Annotated in this window: 10 protein-coding genes; 4 read left to right on the forward strand and 6 right to left on the reverse strand. The window is 75.3% G+C overall.

Annotated elements, in window-relative coordinates; genetic code table 11:
• Nucleotides 1–153: 153 nt before the first annotated feature.
• Nucleotides 154–1,356 (forward strand): non-homologous end-joining DNA ligase, encoded by a 1,203-nt coding sequence (gene ligD / locus FHX40_RS08250; RefSeq protein ID WP_142259061.1) that lies wholly within the window; start codon nt 154–156, stop codon nt 1,354–1,356.
• Here ligD and FHX40_RS08255 read toward each other — a convergent pair.
• Complete coding sequence (locus FHX40_RS08255; protein ID WP_170198763.1) at nt 1,320–1,979, reverse strand: phosphatase PAP2 family protein; 660 nt, start codon at nt 1,977–1,979, stop codon at nt 1,320–1,322. The two genes, ligD and FHX40_RS08255, sit on opposite strands and share 37 nt — an antisense overlap.
• A 147-nt stretch (nt 1,980–2,126) precedes the next feature.
• A complete protein-coding gene (locus FHX40_RS08260) occupies nt 2,127–2,837 on the reverse strand; it encodes a hypothetical protein (protein ID WP_142259063.1) in 711 nt (236 codons plus the stop codon).
• A gap of 304 nt (nt 2,838–3,141) precedes the next feature.
• Between FHX40_RS08260 and FHX40_RS08265 the strand changes: the two genes are divergently transcribed.
• Nucleotides 3,142–4,488: a hypothetical protein gene (locus FHX40_RS08265; protein WP_142259064.1), complete on the forward strand. Its 1,347-nt coding sequence runs from the start codon at nt 3,142–3,144 to the stop codon at nt 4,486–4,488.
• A 244-nt stretch (nt 4,489–4,732) separates the two neighbouring features.
• On the opposite strand, the gene FHX40_RS08270 is transcribed toward FHX40_RS08265, so the two are convergent.
• The 3 genes from FHX40_RS08270 to FHX40_RS08280 all read right to left on the reverse strand — a co-directional run bounded on the left by FHX40_RS08270 (nt 4,733) and on the right by FHX40_RS08280 (nt 7,757).
• A complete protein-coding gene (locus tag FHX40_RS08270; protein ID WP_142259065.1) occupies nt 4,733–5,839 on the reverse strand; it encodes a DUF5685 family protein in 1,107 nt (368 codons plus the stop codon).
• A 128-nt stretch (nt 5,840–5,967) separates the two neighbouring features.
• The gene (locus FHX40_RS08275) at nt 5,968–6,999 is read right to left on the reverse strand and encodes an ABC transporter ATP-binding protein (RefSeq protein ID WP_142259066.1); all 1,032 of its coding nucleotides are present in this window, start codon (nt 6,997–6,999) and stop codon (nt 5,968–5,970) included.
• The gene (locus FHX40_RS08280) at nt 6,996–7,757 is read right to left on the reverse strand and encodes an ABC transporter permease (RefSeq protein WP_142259067.1); all 762 of its coding nucleotides are present in this window, start codon (nt 7,755–7,757) and stop codon (nt 6,996–6,998) included. Before FHX40_RS08280 ends, FHX40_RS08275 begins: the two co-directional genes overlap by 4 nt.
• A gap of 490 nt (nt 7,758–8,247) precedes the next feature.
• Between FHX40_RS08280 and FHX40_RS08285 the strand changes: the two genes are divergently transcribed.
• Complete coding sequence (locus tag FHX40_RS08285; protein WP_142259068.1) at nt 8,248–8,625, forward strand: MmcQ/YjbR family DNA-binding protein; 378 nt, start codon at nt 8,248–8,250, stop codon at nt 8,623–8,625.
• A 519-nt stretch (nt 8,626–9,144) separates the two neighbouring features.
• A complete protein-coding gene (locus FHX40_RS08290; RefSeq protein ID WP_142259069.1) occupies nt 9,145–12,057 on the forward strand; it encodes an ATP-binding protein in 2,913 nt (970 codons plus the stop codon).
• An 861-nt stretch (nt 12,058–12,918) separates the two neighbouring features.
• Here the strand turns inward: FHX40_RS08290 and FHX40_RS25455 are convergent.
• Complete coding sequence (locus FHX40_RS25455) at nt 12,919–14,727, reverse strand: acyltransferase family protein (protein WP_211350207.1); 1,809 nt, start codon at nt 14,725–14,727, stop codon at nt 12,919–12,921.
• Between the last annotated feature and the right edge of the window lie 1,057 nt (nt 14,728–15,784).

Below are 15,784 nucleotides of genomic sequence, written 5' to 3' on the forward strand. Positions count from 1 at the left end.
CGAGGGCGAGCGCGCCGGGCGCAGCCTCGCCGTGCGGTGGGGCAGAGGTCCGGACACGGGCCGTACGGCACGGCGCCGCGGCCCGCGAGCCGCCGCGCCGTACGGCGGGGCCGGGAGGCGGCGGCCGTACGGGCCGAGGGAAGGGATCCGGTCATGACCGAGGTGCTCGAGGTGGCCGGGCGACGGGTGACGATCACCAGCCCGGACAAGGTGATCTTCCCTGCCGCCGGGTACACCAAGCTCGACCTGGCCCGCTACTACCTCGCGGTCGCCGAGGGGGCGCTGCGCGGCGTGGCCGGGCGGCCCATGATCCTCAAGCGGTTCCCGCGCGGCGTGGCGGAGGAGCCGTTCTTCCAGAAGCGCGCCCCGGCGCGGCGCCCGGACTGGATCGAGACGGTCACGCTGCGCTACCCGTCGGGGCGCACCGCCGAGGAGGTCGTGGTGCGCGACGCCGCCCAGCTCGCCTGGGCGGTGAACCTCGGCTGCGTCGATCTCAACCCGCACCCGGTGCGCGCCGAGGACCTGGAGCACCCCGACGAGCTGCGCATCGACCTCGACCCGGTGCCCGGCGTGCCGTGGCGGCAGGTGGTCGAGGTGGCCCTCGTGGTCCGGGAGGTGCTGGGCGACCACGGCCTGGCCGGCTGGCCGAAGACCTCGGGCTCGCGCGGCTTCCACGTGTACGCCCGGATCGCGCCGCGGTGGACCTTCCCCGAGGTACGGCGGGCCGCCCAGGCGGTCGCCCGGGAGGTGGAGAACCGGGCGGGCGGCCTGGCGACGAGCCGCTGGTGGAAGGAGGAGCGGCAGGGCGTGTTCGTCGACTACAACCAGAACGCCCGCGACCACACGGTCGCCTCGGCGTACTCGGTCCGCCCCACCCCCGACGCCCGGGTCTCCACCCCGCTCGCCTGGGACGAGGTCACCGGCACCGACCCGGTGGACCTCACCCTCGCCACGGTGCCCGCCCGTTTCGCCGAGCTCGGCGACCCCTGGCGGGGGATGGACGCGGCCGCCGGGAGCCTGGACGGCCTGCTCCGGCTCGCCGACCGGCTCGGCCCGCCTGAGCGGCCGCCCAAGGGGGAGGGACGCCGCCGGGTGACGATGCCGCTCATCGAGATCGCCCGCGCCCGCACCGCGGCCGAGGCGCTCGCCGGGCTGGAACGGTGGAAGGCCCGCCACCCGGAGGTCGCGGCCCGTCTCGAGCCCGCCGACGTGCTCGTCGACTCGATGCGCGGCCGCAGCTCCACCTGGACCCGCATCCGGGTCAACCTGCGGCACGTGCCCGAGCCGGAGCGGCCGCCGCAGGAGCCGCTCGAGGTCGACTACGACCCGTGGGGCGGCCCGCCGCCCCCGGCGTGACCGCGCCCGAGCCGGTCGAGGCGGGCGGCGAGCGGCGCGCAGCCGGCGACCACGGCGGTGGCGACCCCGCCGACCACGAGCACCGCGCCGACCACGTCGGTGGGGTGGTGCACGCCGAGGTAGACGCGGGCCCAGGCCTGGGCGGCGACGAGGACCGCGCCGGCGGCGGCGACGAGGCGCAGGCGGGCCGTGCCGTACGCGAGCAGGCACGCGGCGATGACGAGGGCGAGCGTCACGGCGACGTGGCCGCTCGGGTAGCCGTACGGGCTGGGCTCCGGGATGAGCTGCCGCTCGGGGGCCGGGCGGGGCCGGTCGATCGCGACCTTGTAGAGGGTGTTCGCGCTCCAGCCCGCCGCGACGACGAGCGCGGTGAGCAGCGCCCCGCCGTACCGGCCGAGCAGGGCGAGGAGGAGCACGGCCGCGGCGCACACGGCGATCACGGCGGGCGGCAGGAAGGCGACCCGCAGCGCGTCGGCGACCGCGGTCAGGAGCGGGGCGCGCAGCTCGTGCACGGCCGCGGCGAGGCGGGCGTCGGCGGCGGTCCACGCGGGGGTGCGGGCGAGCAGGCCGAGGACCGCCGCGGCGGCGAGGGGCAGCGCGACACACCCGGCCCACACGGCCACGGCCCGGCGTCGGGCCGGTGGGCGCGCGGGCGGGCCGGGCGGGGCCGCGACGGGGCGTGGTCGCGGACGATGCGATGTCATCCGCGCCATCCAACCGCGTTCGCCGTGATCATTACGGCCGCGGGCGGCCGGAGCCTGCCGGGCGCGTCAGCGGGCGTGGGCGCGGGTGAGCCGGCACAGGTCGTTCCACCGGTCCGGGTCGACCGGGAACGCCGCCTCCCGCTGGGGCCGCAGTACGGCGGCGCACTCGTCGATCGCGGCGGCGAGCATGTCGTGCAGCCGCCGGTCGGCGTCCTGCACGCACGCCTCGGCCACCCCGCGCACCGCGATGTGCACCGCGTTCGGCGCGGCGATGCGCCGGAAGCCCTTCGGCGAGATCTTGAGACCGCGGCGGAACTCCTGCGCCTGCCGGGCGGCGTGCGGCGCCTGGTCGAGCGCGTCCCGGCTGCGCTCCGACAGCTCGCCGGGCGTGCGGCCCTCCAGCTCGGCGAGCACGTGCTCGGCGGCGAGGATCGTCACGGCCATGGTGAGCTGCCGCTCGGCGGCGACCACGGGGAGCGCGTGGACGGCGCAGACGAGCGCGATGCGGGGGTCGACCCGCGGGTCGTCGCCGTTGAGGCCGATCACCGAGGGGATCAGGTGGGCGAGCCGCGGCCGCGCCTCGTCGGAGGTGTAGTCGTTCACCAGGCGGGCGAGGGCGGCGAGCAGCGGGTGGGTGCAGTCGGGGTGGTCGCTCCAGCGCTCCCCGGCGAGGTACGAGGCCATCTCCATGAAGCACGCGCCCTTGCGCGGGTTCCGGTGCCTGCCGCGGGACAGCACCGGAACGAGCGTGGGCGGGTGCGCCTGCCGACTGTGCACAAGACACTCCAGAGGATCGCTCGGCCTGCCTCTACCCAGTCTGCGCCTCAGGTCACCGGCGCGCCAGAGGCCCGGGCGCCGCCCTCGGTACGGCATATCCGCATTAGTCACAAACCGCTCAAATGTGCACGAAAGTAACAGTTGTCGTAATAGGGATATGCGGTCGGCCGGGATGTCCGGACGGATAACAAATGTGGACCGTAGGCACACGATTCACGCACGTTTCGTGGCGTGGGCCGCGGGCGTTCTGCGATGATCCCCTGCGTACAGAGAGCCGGACTCCGAACCGACGGACAGTGACCGAATGCCCCCCATAGACCAGATCACCCAGTTCGCGGCGACCAATCCGGTCGGCACCGCCATCGTGTGCGTGTTCGCCTTCGTCGTGCTCGTTCTCGCCTACTTCGTGGTGCGCGGCCTGTGCCGGAACCTCGTCCGGCTGCTGCGCACCTGGGCGCAGAACCGTCCGCCGGAGGACATCCTCACCATCGTCGCCGCCTGCATCGCCACGGGCGTGTCCGCCCAGGGCATGTGGCGCTTCTCCGGTGACGTGCTGGGCTTCGACGGGCCGCTGCGGCTGCTGCTGTTCGCGTTCATCGAGGTCGCGGTGATCACGAGCGCGGTCCGGGCGCGGCGCAACATGCGCGAGAACTACTCCGCGGGCATCGACGGCGTCGCCGTCTGGGCGCTCACCTCGCTGTCGGCCGTGCTGTCCAGCCTCGACGCGCGCAGCCCCGCCGAGGCGCTGTTCCGCCTCGCCGCCCCGCTCGTGGCCGCGTGGCTGTGGGAGCGCGGCATGGCGATCGAGCGGCACCGGATCACCGGCACCAAGCGCATCAACTGGCGGATCACCCCCGAGCGCATCCTCGTCCGCCTCGGGCTCGCCGAGGTGAGCGACCGCTCCGCGAGCGAGGTGGACGCCCACCGCAGGCTCACCCGGGTCGCGCTCGCCGCCAAGCGCGCCCGCGCGCTGCGCGCCGCCGGCGCGAGCGAGTGGCGGATGCGCCGCGCGCTCGCCAAGCTCGACCGGGCCGTGGACCAGGCCGTGGAGTACACCGGTCTCGCCGTCGACCCCGCCCGCCAGCAGGCGCTTTTGTCCCAGATTGGAGCGCTCTACAACAGTTCGGCGCTGATGGACCTCTCGCCGCCGGTGCCGTGGGCGCCCACGCAGAACCAGCAGGCCCAGCAGGTGGTGGTCGAGCAGGCCGCGATCTCCGCCGGCAACGGCTCGGGCGGCGGTGACGCCGCCGGGGCGGACCGTTCCCGGCCGCGGGTCGCGGACGCGAACGGCCAGGCGAACCGGGCGGCGATGCTCGACGACGATGACGAGGACGAGGTGGAGGTGCTCGAGCCCGCGCCGCAGCAGCACCTCGACCCGGCGCAGCGGGCCGCCCTCTACCGCGCCGCGCGCGCCTACTGGGACCAGCAGATCGAGCGCAAGATCGTGCCGCGGGCGGCCGACATCGCCAAGGAGACCGGTCTCCCGATCGCCCTCGCCCGCGAGTACCGGGCGCTGTGGAAGCTCGAGCCGCGCGCCCACGCGCTGCTCGAGGCCGCCTACCACGAGAACGGCGGTCGTGACACCGGCACCTTCCCGGCCATCGAGGTCGAGGACCGCGTGCTCACCACCAACGGCTCCGCGCCCAGCTGAGCCGTCGCCACGCGGCATACGGCGAATCGCCGCCCCGGACCTCCGGGGCGGCGATTTCCGTGTGCGGCCCCGCCGCCGCGGGGCCTCTCCGGCGCCGGGGCGGCGGGGCCGCACGGACCCCCTCCCGCCCACGGGCGCGCCGATGTCGAAGCTCTGTCCCCCCTGATCCCCCTATTCCGTTCTGTCCCGTCCCCCGGTTGCGGATTCCTCGCCGCGTCGGCGGCCACGCTCCGGCGTCCGCCGGTCAGCCGCAGTCGCAGCAGTCGCAGTCGCATCTCTTGCAGCACCGGCAGCAATCGCAGCAGTTGTTGCAGTAGGAGCAGCCGTCGCAGCAGTCGCAGGGGCATTCGCAGCGCTCGCGGCAGCTCTTGCCGCGGTTGGGGCTCCACTTCGGCTGGTACCAGCCGCAGGTGCAGATCTTGCACAGCTCGGCCGGGCAGACCACGAAGAAGCTGCGGACCTTGGGCACCTCGCCGGGCGGGTGCTCGGTGCCGTGCCGGTGGTCGTCGAAGGTGCGCGCCACGGCTCGCCGTACCTCGCCCACCAGCAGCGCCCGCACCAGCGTGCGGCGTTCCAGGTCCAGGTCGGCGACGGCGAGCTCGATGCCGTGGGCGGCGTCGTCGCAGAGGCGGCGCACCTCGGCGAGCGGGGTGCCGGTGGCGAGGATCGGGTTGTACGCGCCGTTGCGGCGGTCGGCCTCGAGGTCCTCGACGGCGTCGAGCAGGTGGGCGAGGCGGCCGAAGAGCCGCCCGGCCTCGGCGAGCGCCGGCGCGTTGTGCGGCTTTCCGGTCAGCTCGCCGGTGTGGGCGAAGACCGCGGACACCGCGGTCTCGGTGGGTTCGGTGAGCTCCAGCAGGGTGAGGCCGCCGCGCGCCTCCAGCAGCGGCTGCCGCGCCAGCGCGTCGCGCAGCACCTCGCCGTCGAACCCGAGGGCCGCCGCCTCGTGGTCGCTCGCCCGGCTCCACCGCTCCGCGACCCGCCGCGCCGCCGCCCCGACGAGGGGGCGCGCGTAGACGCCGTCCCGGTCGCTCAGGTGGTCGCCGATCTTTCCGGCGGCGAGCGCCAGCGACGCGGCGGCGGCGAGCCGTGCCCCCTCCGCGCGGGCGTCCACGACGTCGGCCCGGGAGAAGCCGCGCAGCGCGCAGGGGGCCGCCCGGCGGTGCGGGGACAGCTCCGGGGCCTGCGCCTCGACGAGCACGGAGACCAGCAGCCCGTCATAGTTGGTGACCAGCCGGGCGAGGTGGCCGTGGCGGTCGCGCAGCGTCAGGCAGAGCCCGCAGAGGTGTGCCATCCACTCCGCATGGAGCGATTTACACAAGGTATGGCGACAAGGTCGAACGATTCCAAACACGGGCGATCACCTTAGACCTCCCCGAGGGCGGGATGGGGGCGATTGGCCGGATCGATGAGGGCGCCGGCGAGGTCGCCGCCCGTCGCGGGGCCGGCTCGTACGGCGAGCCGTACCGGATGCCCCCGTGATCAGGCGGGGTAGGCGTGCGTCTCGGTGGCCTTGACCGCCGCCCAGACCCGGCCGCCGGGGGCGAGGTCGAGCTCGGCGAGGGCCGCGGGGGTGATGTCGGCGGCGGCCGCGATCGGGCCGGTCAGGTGTACGCGCACGTTGTCGCCGTGGCGCTCGACGCCGTCGACCTCGGCCTGCCACAGGTTGCGCGGCGTGCCGTCCGGGCGGGTGCGGAACAGCGCGACGGCCGAGGGCGGGAAGGCGACGAACGCGGCCCCGTGCAGCGGCTCGGCGACGCTGAACTCGATCTCGCCGACGCGCACCCGGTGGCCGTCGCCGTCGCCCCGGTAGAGGTTGAGGCCGACGAGGCGGGCCACGTAGTCGGTGCGGGGATGGCGGGCCACCTCGGTCGGCGGGCCCTGCTGCACCACGGCGCCGTTCTCGATCACGACGAGCCGGTCGGCGAGCGCCATCGCGTCGAGCGGGTCGTGGGTGACGAGCACGGTGGCGCCGTCGAACTCGGCGAGGTGGCGGCGCAGCCGGGCCCGGATGTCGAGCCGGGTGTGCGCGTCGAGCGCGGCGAGCGGCTCGTCGAGCAGGAGCAGCCGGGGACCGGCGGCGAGCGCGCGGGCGAGCGCCACCCGCTGCGCCTGCCCGCCGGACAGCCGGCCGGGCCGTACCCCGGCGAACCCGGCGAGGCCGACCCGCTCCAGCCAGGTGGCGGCGACGCGGCGGGCCTCGGCCTTCGGCACGCCCCGGCAGCGCGGGCCGAAGGCGACGTTCTCGAGGGCGGACAGGTGCGGGAAGAGCAGGTAGTCCTGGAAGACCATGCCGATCGGGCGGGCCTCGGGCGGCAGGTCGTGCAGCGGGCGGCCGTCCAGCTCGATGTGGCCCGCGGTGAGCGGGGTGAGCCCGGCGAGCGCGCGCAGCGCCGTGGTCTTGCCCGCGCCGTTCGGGCCGAGCAGCGCGACCACCTCCCCGGCGGCGACCGCGAGCGCCACGTCGAGCCGGAACCGGGGCCGCTCCACCACGAGCCGGCAGTCCAGCGTCACAGCCCGCTCACCCACCGGTCCCGCAGCGCGGCGAGGATCGCCACCGACACGGCGAGCAGCACGAGGCTGAGCACGATCGCGGCCTCCGGCTCGGTTTCCAGCGCGAGGTAGACGGCGAGCGGCATCGTCCGGGTGGTGCCCGGGTAGTTGCCCGCGAACGTGATCGTCGCGCCGAACTCGCCGAGCGCCCGCGCCCAGCAGAGCACCGCGCCCGCCGTGACCCCGGGCGCGACCAGCGGCAGCGTCACCCGGCGGAAGGTGGTCCACCGCGACGCGCCGAGCGTCGCCGCCGCCTCCTCGAACCGCGGATCCGCGGCCCGCAGCGCGCCCTCGACGCTGATCACCAGGAACGGCATCGCCACGAACATCTCGGCGATCACCACGGCGGCGGTGGTGAACGGCAGCGTGATCCCGAACGCGGCCTCCAGCCACTGGCCGACGAGCCCGCGCCGGCCGAGCACGAGCAGGAGCGCGACGCCGCCGACCACCGGCGGCAGCACGAGCGGCACCGCCACCAGCGCCCGGACCAGGCGGCGGCCGGGGAAGTCGACCCGGGCGAGCAGCCAGGCGAGCGGCACGCCGAGCAGCAGGCACAGCCCGGTGGCGACGGTCGCGGTGACGAGCGACAGCCGCAGCGCCTGGAGCACCGCGGGCTCGGCGAGCCGGGCGGGCAGCGTGGACCAGGGGGCGCGGATCAGCAGCCCGGCGAGCGGCAGCACGAGGAAGACCAGGCCCGCGACGGCGGGCACGAACAGCATCCACGGCGCCCGGCCGCGGGGCGCGCGCCGTGGCCGCCCCGGACGGCCGGTACGGCCGGCATCGGGGCGCGCGGCGTCGTCCGCCGCGAGGGCCGCGACGGACGGGACGTCGCGGGCGGATCGGGACCGATGCCGCACCACTGCAGACCTCCTCGCCGACCTGCCGGTCGGCCGCGCGGGAATTCGGATCGCGCCCAGGGCGCCGGTTCAGCTTAGCCGCAGCAGATAAGAGGACGCATCTCCTGATGTCCTGGAATGCCCCCTATGAGGATGGAGGTATGTCCTCGCACGTGCGAGGGTTCTGCGTACGGCGCGCGCAACGACGGCGAACGAGGGCGATGCCCTGGGTGGTTCTACGTCGCGCCATGCCGTAACCGGTGGGGCGGCCCCGGCCGACGGAACTCCGTGTCCAACGGATGTTCCGAGGCGTGCCATCGGCCCCGAGGCGAGGTAGCGTCAACGAACGGGCTCGATGCGGGAGGGTGATCCGATGGCCGACGAGGACGTGCCGGCACGGCTGCGGGAGATCTGCCTGTCGCTGCCGGAGGCCGTCGAGAAGCCGTTCGGCGGGCACAGCGCGCCGTCGTTCCGCGTCCGGGACAAGCTCTTCCTCATCACCTCCGAGGACGGCCGGTCGATGATGTTCAAGGCCGGCCCGGGCGTGCAGGAGGCCCTCGTCGCCTCCGATCCCGAACGGTTCTTCGTCCCCGCGTACGTCGGCCACAAGGGCTGGGTGGGCGCCTGGCTCACCGTGGACCAGGACTGGGACGAGATCGCCGAGCTCATCGAGGACAGCTACCGCCTGATCGCCCCCAAACGCCTCGCCGCCCGAATCCGGCGGTCCGCGTCCGGCGACGGCCACCGGTGAAAACCTTTCATTAGGCCTCCGCTTCAACGCGACGACTTTCTCCGCACATCCGAACGACCTCACCAGGCGCGAGTCTCCGCGGCCATCCGATCACGTCCCCGCGGGGCTCCCAGGCCGCCGGGTGACCCGCTCCGGAGCAGCGCCGGGCGCCCGGGCGGCCGCGGAGCCGCCGGTCGCCCGCGCAGAGGCGCGGACAGGAACCCGAGCATCATTCGGTTTGTTCCGCGTTCACTCCGGCGATCGGGACCGTTTCATGAACGTTTCATGAAAAGCGAGCACCACTCGCAACCTGTGCGCCGTGAAACGTCGCGGCAACGAGACGCCCCGCCACGAATCGTGGCGCCGCGTGGCCTTTACCCCGACGACTCCGAACCTTTTCCCGCCCAGCGGACTCTTTTAAGTCGGCACCGGTTTGGAGCGAGACCGGACGCCCGCCCGATGGGCGAGCGCCGTCCTCCGGTGCCGTCGATGGCAGGTTCCTGACTTCAGGTCGACAGGCGGGACGGGGGACGTCATGCGATGAGCGCACAACAACGGGGGATGGCGTACTTCAACGCCGGACGCTGCGAGATCTGCGGGGTCGAGCTGCGCAAGCGGCCCGGTACGGCCGGCCGCCCGGCCCGGTTCTGCTCCGGCACCTGCCGCCAGCGGGCGCGGCGACGCCGGATGGCCGCCGAGAAGGTCACCGCCACACACACGCTCACGGCCCGCCTGCCCGTCGTCGGCGAGGGCACGGTACGGCACGGCCCGGCCGGCTGGCCGGACGGCCGGCCGTACCCCGAAGCGGCCGGTCCACGGGCGACCGGCACGAACCACACCGGCCCGATCATGCCCGTGACCGCCGCGGCGCAAACCGAGGGCGACGGCGCCGATGCGCTGCCGCAGGCCCCGCCCACGACGGAACCACCGGCGCCGGCCGAACCGGCCGCCGAACCCCAGGCCGCGACGGACCCGCACCCGGACGCGGCCCCGGACAGCGGCGGGCCCGCCCCGCTGTGGCCCTCGCACCCGGGCGGCCACGCGGCCGGGACCACGGCGGGGGAGACCGCCGCGGCCCCGGACCCGGACGAGCCCCGGTACCCGCCGCCCGCCGACCGGGACCGGCCCGGATACGGCACGCCACCGGCCGCGGTCGGCCTGCCCGCTCCGCTCGACGTGTTCGTCGGCCGCGAGGACGAGATCGCCGAGCTGAAGGCGCTGCTCGGCGTCGCCCGGCTGGTCACCCTCGTGGGCCCGGCCGGGACCGGCAAGACCCGGCTCGCGCTCGAGCTCGCCGCCCGGGTCGCCACCGGCCACCCCGACGGCGTCTGGCTGGTCGAGCTCTCCGGGCTCACCGACGACCGGCGGCTCGCCCACCACGTCGCCGAGAGCCTCGGCGTCCGCCCGGCCGCGGGCACCACCGCCGAGCGGGCCCTGCTGGCACGGCTGCGCGCCGGCCGTACCCTGCTCGTCCTCGACACCTGCGAGCACCTGGTGGACGCCGCCGCCCGCCTGGCGGTGACGCTGCTGCGCGCCTGCCCCGGCCTCACCGTGCTCGCCACGAGCAGGCGGCCGCTGGACGCGCCCGGCGAGCACCTCTACCCGGTGCACGGGCTGTCCCTGCCCCAGCCCCGGGCGCCGCGCAGCCGCGGTGAGCTGCTGCGCTCGGACGCGGTCCGGCTGTTCGTCGAGCGGGTCCGCGCGGTGAGCCCCGGCTTCGAGCTGACCCGGGAGAACGGCGACGAGATCGCGGAGATCTGCGCCCGCCTCGACGGCAACCCGCTCGCGCTCGAGCTCGCCGCCCGGATCGCCCGGCTGCGGCCGGTCGGGCACATCCTCGCCCGGCTCGACGACCGGCTGCACCTGCTCAACCAGGGCGCCCGCACCGCCGAGCCGCGGCACCGCAACCTGCGGACCGCGATCGCGTGGAGCTACGACCTGCTCGACCCGGACGAGCAGCGGATGTTCCGGCGGCTGTCGGTGCTCGCCGGATGGTTCACCGCCGACGACGCCCGGCGGGTGTGCGGCGACGACCTCACCACGGACGCGGCGCTGCACCTGCTCGGCCGGCTGGAGAGCAGCTCGCTGCTGGCGACCGAGCCCGGCCGCCCCGGCGGCAGGTTCCGCATCATGGAGTCGATCCGCCTGTACGCCCAGGAGCGGCTCGCCGCCGAGGGCGAGGAGGACGACGCCCACGAGCGGCTGGCCGCCTGGCTGCTCGAGCTCGCCGCCCCGGTGGCCGGCGACGGACGGCTGCTGCGCTCGGTCCGGGAGCTCGACCCGCTCGCCGCGGCGCACCACACGCTGCGGCACGCGCTCGACCGGGCGATGCGCCGCGGCGACGACCGCCGCCTGCCCCTCGCCACGGCCCTCGCCTGCGGCCTGTGGCACCTGGGGCGGATCGGCGAGGCCAGGCGCGTGCTCGGCGCGGTGCTCGCCCGCACCGAGCCCACCTCGCCCGGGCGTGCGGCCGCCCTCGGCTGCGCGGCCGTGCTCGCCGTACTCGACGGCGACGGCGAGCAGGCGCTCGACCTCGCCACGCGGGCGCTCGAGCCGGCGCACGACCCGATCACGCGCGCCCGGGCGCTGCTCGCCCTGCAGACGGTACGGCGCTGCCTCGGCGACCTCGCGGAGGCCGACCGGCTGGCGGAGGACTGCCTCGCCCTGCTCGACGAGGCGGCCGACCCCGCGGACCGCGCGGTGGTCCTGCACGAGCGTGCCCGGCTCGCGGTACGGCGCGGCGACCTGGACGGCGCGCGCGCCCTGCTCGACCGCTGCCTCGCCGCCCACGCCGATCGCGCCGCCCGCCGCGGCCGCCCGTACGGCGAGGCCGAGCCGGTGCCGGTCGACTGGGCGCACACCGCGGCGACCGTGGCCCTGCTCGAGGGGGACATCGACGACGCGGCCCGGCGCTGGCGGGAGATCCTCGACGCGTACCGTCCTCCGGGCGGCGAGGCGTCGCCGCTCGTCCTGGAGTGCGTCGCCGGGCTCGCCGCCGTGGCCGCCCGGACGGGCGACGCCCTCCGCGCGGTACGGCTCGCCGCGGCCGCGGGCGTGCTCCGCGAGGGGCCCCTGCTGCGCGGCGGCACGATCCCCCGGGAGGCCCTCGCCGAGGCGGTGACCGGGGCCCGCGCGGCGCTCTCGGCCGCCGCCGCGTCCGCGGCGATCCGCGACGGCGAGCGCCTCGGCGGCCCCGACCTGATCGGGTACGCGCTCGGCGGCGCCTGGCGGGAACCGGGCGACGGCGACGCCGCCGATCCGGTCCTCACCGACCGCGAGCGCCAGGTCGCCCTCTTGGTGGCCGAGGGTCTGGCCAACCGCCAGATCGCCCGCCGCCTGCACGTCTCGGAGCGCACCGTGCACACCCATCTGGAGCGCATCCGGGCGAAGCTCGGCCTGCCGTCCCGCGCCCACATCGTGCGCTGGGTGCTGGAGGAGGGCACGACCGACTGACCGGGCCCGGTACGGCGAGCCGCCCGCCACCGGGGCCCGGCCTCATCACGGGGACACCGGCCCGAAACCCGCTCACGGCCCGGCGACCATGCCCGGGCCGTGAGCGTGAACGCGGGAAACGTCCACGACCCCGCAGGGCCGGGTGCCGCGATGCGGATTGGATCGCCCGCCGCGGACGATGACGTGCGGTCAGAGCGTCCGGCCGTGTGAGTATGCAAGGCGCCACGTGACTCGTGGGTGTGCCGGCACGGCCGCCAACGTGGGAGCCACCGCCCGGCGGACGCCGGTGACCATGCCCACGGTGAGCGGCACCGATCTACCCGGGAACGTGTCCGACGATGTGGACACGAGGTAGGCATACCGGCGCACGCCTTCCATATGGCAAAGGTGGGCCTTGGGCGGGAACCTTCTCGCCCTCGCTTCCTCTTCCCCGTCTGTCGTCCGGGCCGCCCGGACTGCTCGTTGCCTCGTCAAGCTGATCGGCCGATGCTCGGTCTCCTGGCCGGGCCTCGCGCCGTGCACGGACGCGGGCAGGGGCCTGCGTCCCGGTCATCCGGTCACCACCCTCGACCCCAGGCCCGGGCGGCGGCCTGTCCTGGTCGGTGGCCGCAGAGGACGCCCGGCTCCGTGGGGGGCGGCCTCAGGCCCGGGCCCACACGCTCCGATCCGCCATGCGGGCCGACCCGGGACGTTCGCCGTCTGCGACACAGGTCCCGTCGGTCAGACGTTCGGCCACGTCTCCGGGCCGAGTCGTCCCGGCGCCGTGGACACGCGCTGCCGTTCCGGTGGGACCAAGCGGTCTTCGGCCCTCTGTATGAGAAGCGTCGTCGAGACCTTGGGCGCCCGGGATCCTGGCGGCGCTCAGGAGCGCGGATCGTTCGGGCGACGGCTCGGGCGCATGGGCCACGTCCGGTCGGGATCCCGCGCCCAGGGCCATTCCGCTTCGGACGGATCCCGGTGGCCGAGGGCGGCGGTGTCCGCGGCGTGGCCGTCGGCCGTACCCGGCGCCCAGGAGGTGCCCTGTGCGGCCCGCGGGGGGTCGAACCAGGGGCCGGAGGACGGCTGGGACGTTGATTCGTGGCCACCGGGGGACGACGGCCAGACGCGGTGCCCGGTCGCGTCCGGCCCGTGGTGCGGGGCGGCCGGGGTCGACGGCCCGTGCTGTGCCGGGTACGGCTGCGCGGTGGGCGCGCCGGGCCGCGGGCCGGAGGGCGGGAGCGCGGACAGGTAGGCCTCGTACGGCAGGGTGGCCTGGGCGTCCGGGTTCTGGTAGCCGGAGGAGGGGGAGCTCGCCGGGTGACCGGGCTGCGTGGGCGGCACCTGGGGCGGGTGGCCGGTGTGTGCGTCCTGCCGGTGGCACTGCGGGTGGTAGTGGTGCGTGGCGGCCGGGTCCGGGTTCCAGGTGGCCCCGTTCCGGGTGGGCCACTGCGTGACGGGGAGCGACGCGGCGGCCTGCTCGGTCACGGTCGGCCATGTGGCCGCCTGGGCGGTGGGGACGCCCCCGGCGGGCCGGGCCGTGTTGGCGTAGGCCGCGGGGTGGGGCGCCGCGTGGTGGGCGCCGACCCCGGCCGGCGTGGCGGCGGGCTCCGGCGTGGCGGCGACGGGCGTGGCCGCCGGCCGTGCCTGGGCGGGCTTGGCGCCGCCCGGCAGGTCGAGCAGGAACCGGCTGAGCCGCGTCGCCTCCAGACCGCGGTGCAGGGTGAGGCAGATCCAGGCGATGAGCGCGGTCATCAGGATCGGCTCGAGGAGGGCGAGCGGGAGCCCGAAGGGCGTCGCGGCCAGCGCGGAGAGCGGCCGGGCGAGCGCCAGGTCGAGCAGCGCGAGCAGCGGCATGTGGATGACGTAGATCGGCAGCGTGCGGCGGCCGATGCCGATGAGCGGGGTGGCGATCCGGTCCCACCGGGCCAGCATCGCCGAGCCGGTCACGCCGAAGGCCGCCGCGGCCACGCAGACCACCGGCCACACCCCGGGGACGTCCTGCGTCCCGGTGACGACCATGACCACGAGCAGGCCGCCGTACACGCCGGTGGCGAGGGCGAACCGCGGCCAGTTCACGCCCTCCGCGAGCCGCTCGACGTACTGGCGGAAGTACAGGCCGAGCAGGAAGAACACCAGGTTCTGCAGCAGGCCGGCCCGGTTGCCGGGGACGGGCACGAGCTCCGACGCGGCGGCGACCGACAGGGCGAAGGCGGCGCCCAGTACGACGAACCGGGGGAGCCGCCACGTCACCTTGGCGATCACGAAGTACAGCGCCAGCGCGTACAGGTACCAAAGATTGGACGGCGTGATCGTGAGCTGCTCGAGCAGCCCGAGCGGGCTCGTCGCGCGGTCGGTGGGGAAGTCCGGGGCGAGGCTCAGCAGGGCGGTGTGGATGAGCAGCCACACCACGTACAGGTAGAGGAACTTCGCCACCCGCGACCGGGCCGAGATCCGCCACGGCCGGTGCACCGCGCCCAGCGCGAACATGCCGGAGATGGTGAAGAACAGCGGCATGCGCAGCGGCAGCAGCAGCTCGCACAGGGTGCCCCACACGCCGGGGATACGCAGCCCTTCCGGCCACTCCAGCCGCAGGTACTGCTTGGCCACGACATGCCACAGGACCACGAGCAGGATGCACAGGCCCTTCGCGGTGTCCGCCCAGCGGACACGTTCGGCGCGAGCGGCCGACACGGACACGATGGAAACCCCCCGGACAGCACGCCGGATCGGCGGCGGGACACGACAAAGAACCGGCGCAGACAGGCCGGCTCATCGACGATGCCGACGGCGACCGGGGCGGCACATCCGCAGCAATCGCAATGAAGTTCCGTGACACGGAAGTACGGGGACGTACGTCAACCGATCCCGCAATAACCGGATGCGACCGAAATCTGCCGGAGCGTAGCGGCACACCCGTCCCGCAGGCCACGCGTCGGGCCGACGGGAGCCCGCCGCCCGGCGATCATTACCGGGCTCCCCGCCGGTCCGGTAGCGGCAGGCGTGGCCGGCACCGCCATCATGTGGCCTACGTCGCCCTGAGCGTCCGGCCGGGCGGCCGGACGGGCGACGCCATCCCCGCGGTACGGCTCGCCGCCACGGCGGCCGTCCTCCACGGCGGTCCGCCGCCTCGCGGACCTCGCTGCCTCGGCGTCATCGCAGGGCGGCCACCAAAGCCGGCGCTCGGCTCACCTGCGCGGTGCACGGCGCGACCTCCCGGTGACCACGCCCGGACCGGGACCGCGGCCAACGGCACCTGGGCCGGAGAGGGACATGCACGGGGCGGGGCCGGCCGCCAAGGCCAAGTGGTGTTTCGGGAACCGTTCTCCGGAGCGGGTCCGGTCGAGCGGCGGGGCGTGTTCCGCGCTACGCGTCAGCCGGCCTCGAACCATCCGGTCGTGTGGTGACCCGCATGGCGGGGAGTGCCGGAGCGAGGGTGATGCGCCGCACCCGAGCAGGAGGCCTCGCCCGCAAGGTTGAAGGGAGACGCCGATCCCGTCGCACCTTGCCGTTGCCGCCGCGATCGGTGGCCGTGACCGCCGCGGTGGCCTCGATCCGATCAGGCACGCTCGCCGCCCCTGGCACGGCCGGCCGGGGCGTGCGTGGGTGACGATTACCGATCGCCGGGATCGGCCGCCGTTCCGGAGGGCTTTTCCCGTAAAGAGGGGCTCGGTGGCGTTGCGGAAGACGCGGCCGGGTAGCGGTTCGGTAACTTCTTGCCAAGATTCCGGCAGATCGTGAGATTGCTCAC

Origin of the sequence: Thermopolyspora flexuosa (assembly GCF_006716785.1) — a bacterium.
Lineage (GTDB): Bacteria > Actinomycetota > Actinomycetes > Streptosporangiales > Streptosporangiaceae > Thermopolyspora > Thermopolyspora flexuosa.

What these genes read in the sequence shown, in the direction of transcription:
- FHX40_RS08290 (WP_142259069.1), top strand. Translation starts at nt 9,145, where the DNA reads ATGAGCGCACAACAACGGGGGATGGCGTACTTCAACGCCGGACGCTGC.
- FHX40_RS08265 (WP_142259064.1), top strand. Translation starts at nt 3,142, where the DNA reads ATGCCCCCCATAGACCAGATCACCCAGTTCGCGGCGACCAATCCGGTC.
- FHX40_RS08285 (WP_142259068.1), top strand. Translation starts at nt 8,248, where the DNA reads ATGGCCGACGAGGACGTGCCGGCACGGCTGCGGGAGATCTGCCTGTCG.
- FHX40_RS08280 (WP_142259067.1), bottom strand. Translation starts at nt 7,757, where the DNA reads ATGCTGTTCGTGCCCGCCGTCGCGGGCCTGGTCTTCCTCGTGCTGCCG.
- ligD (WP_142259061.1), top strand. Translation starts at nt 154, where the DNA reads ATGACCGAGGTGCTCGAGGTGGCCGGGCGACGGGTGACGATCACCAGC.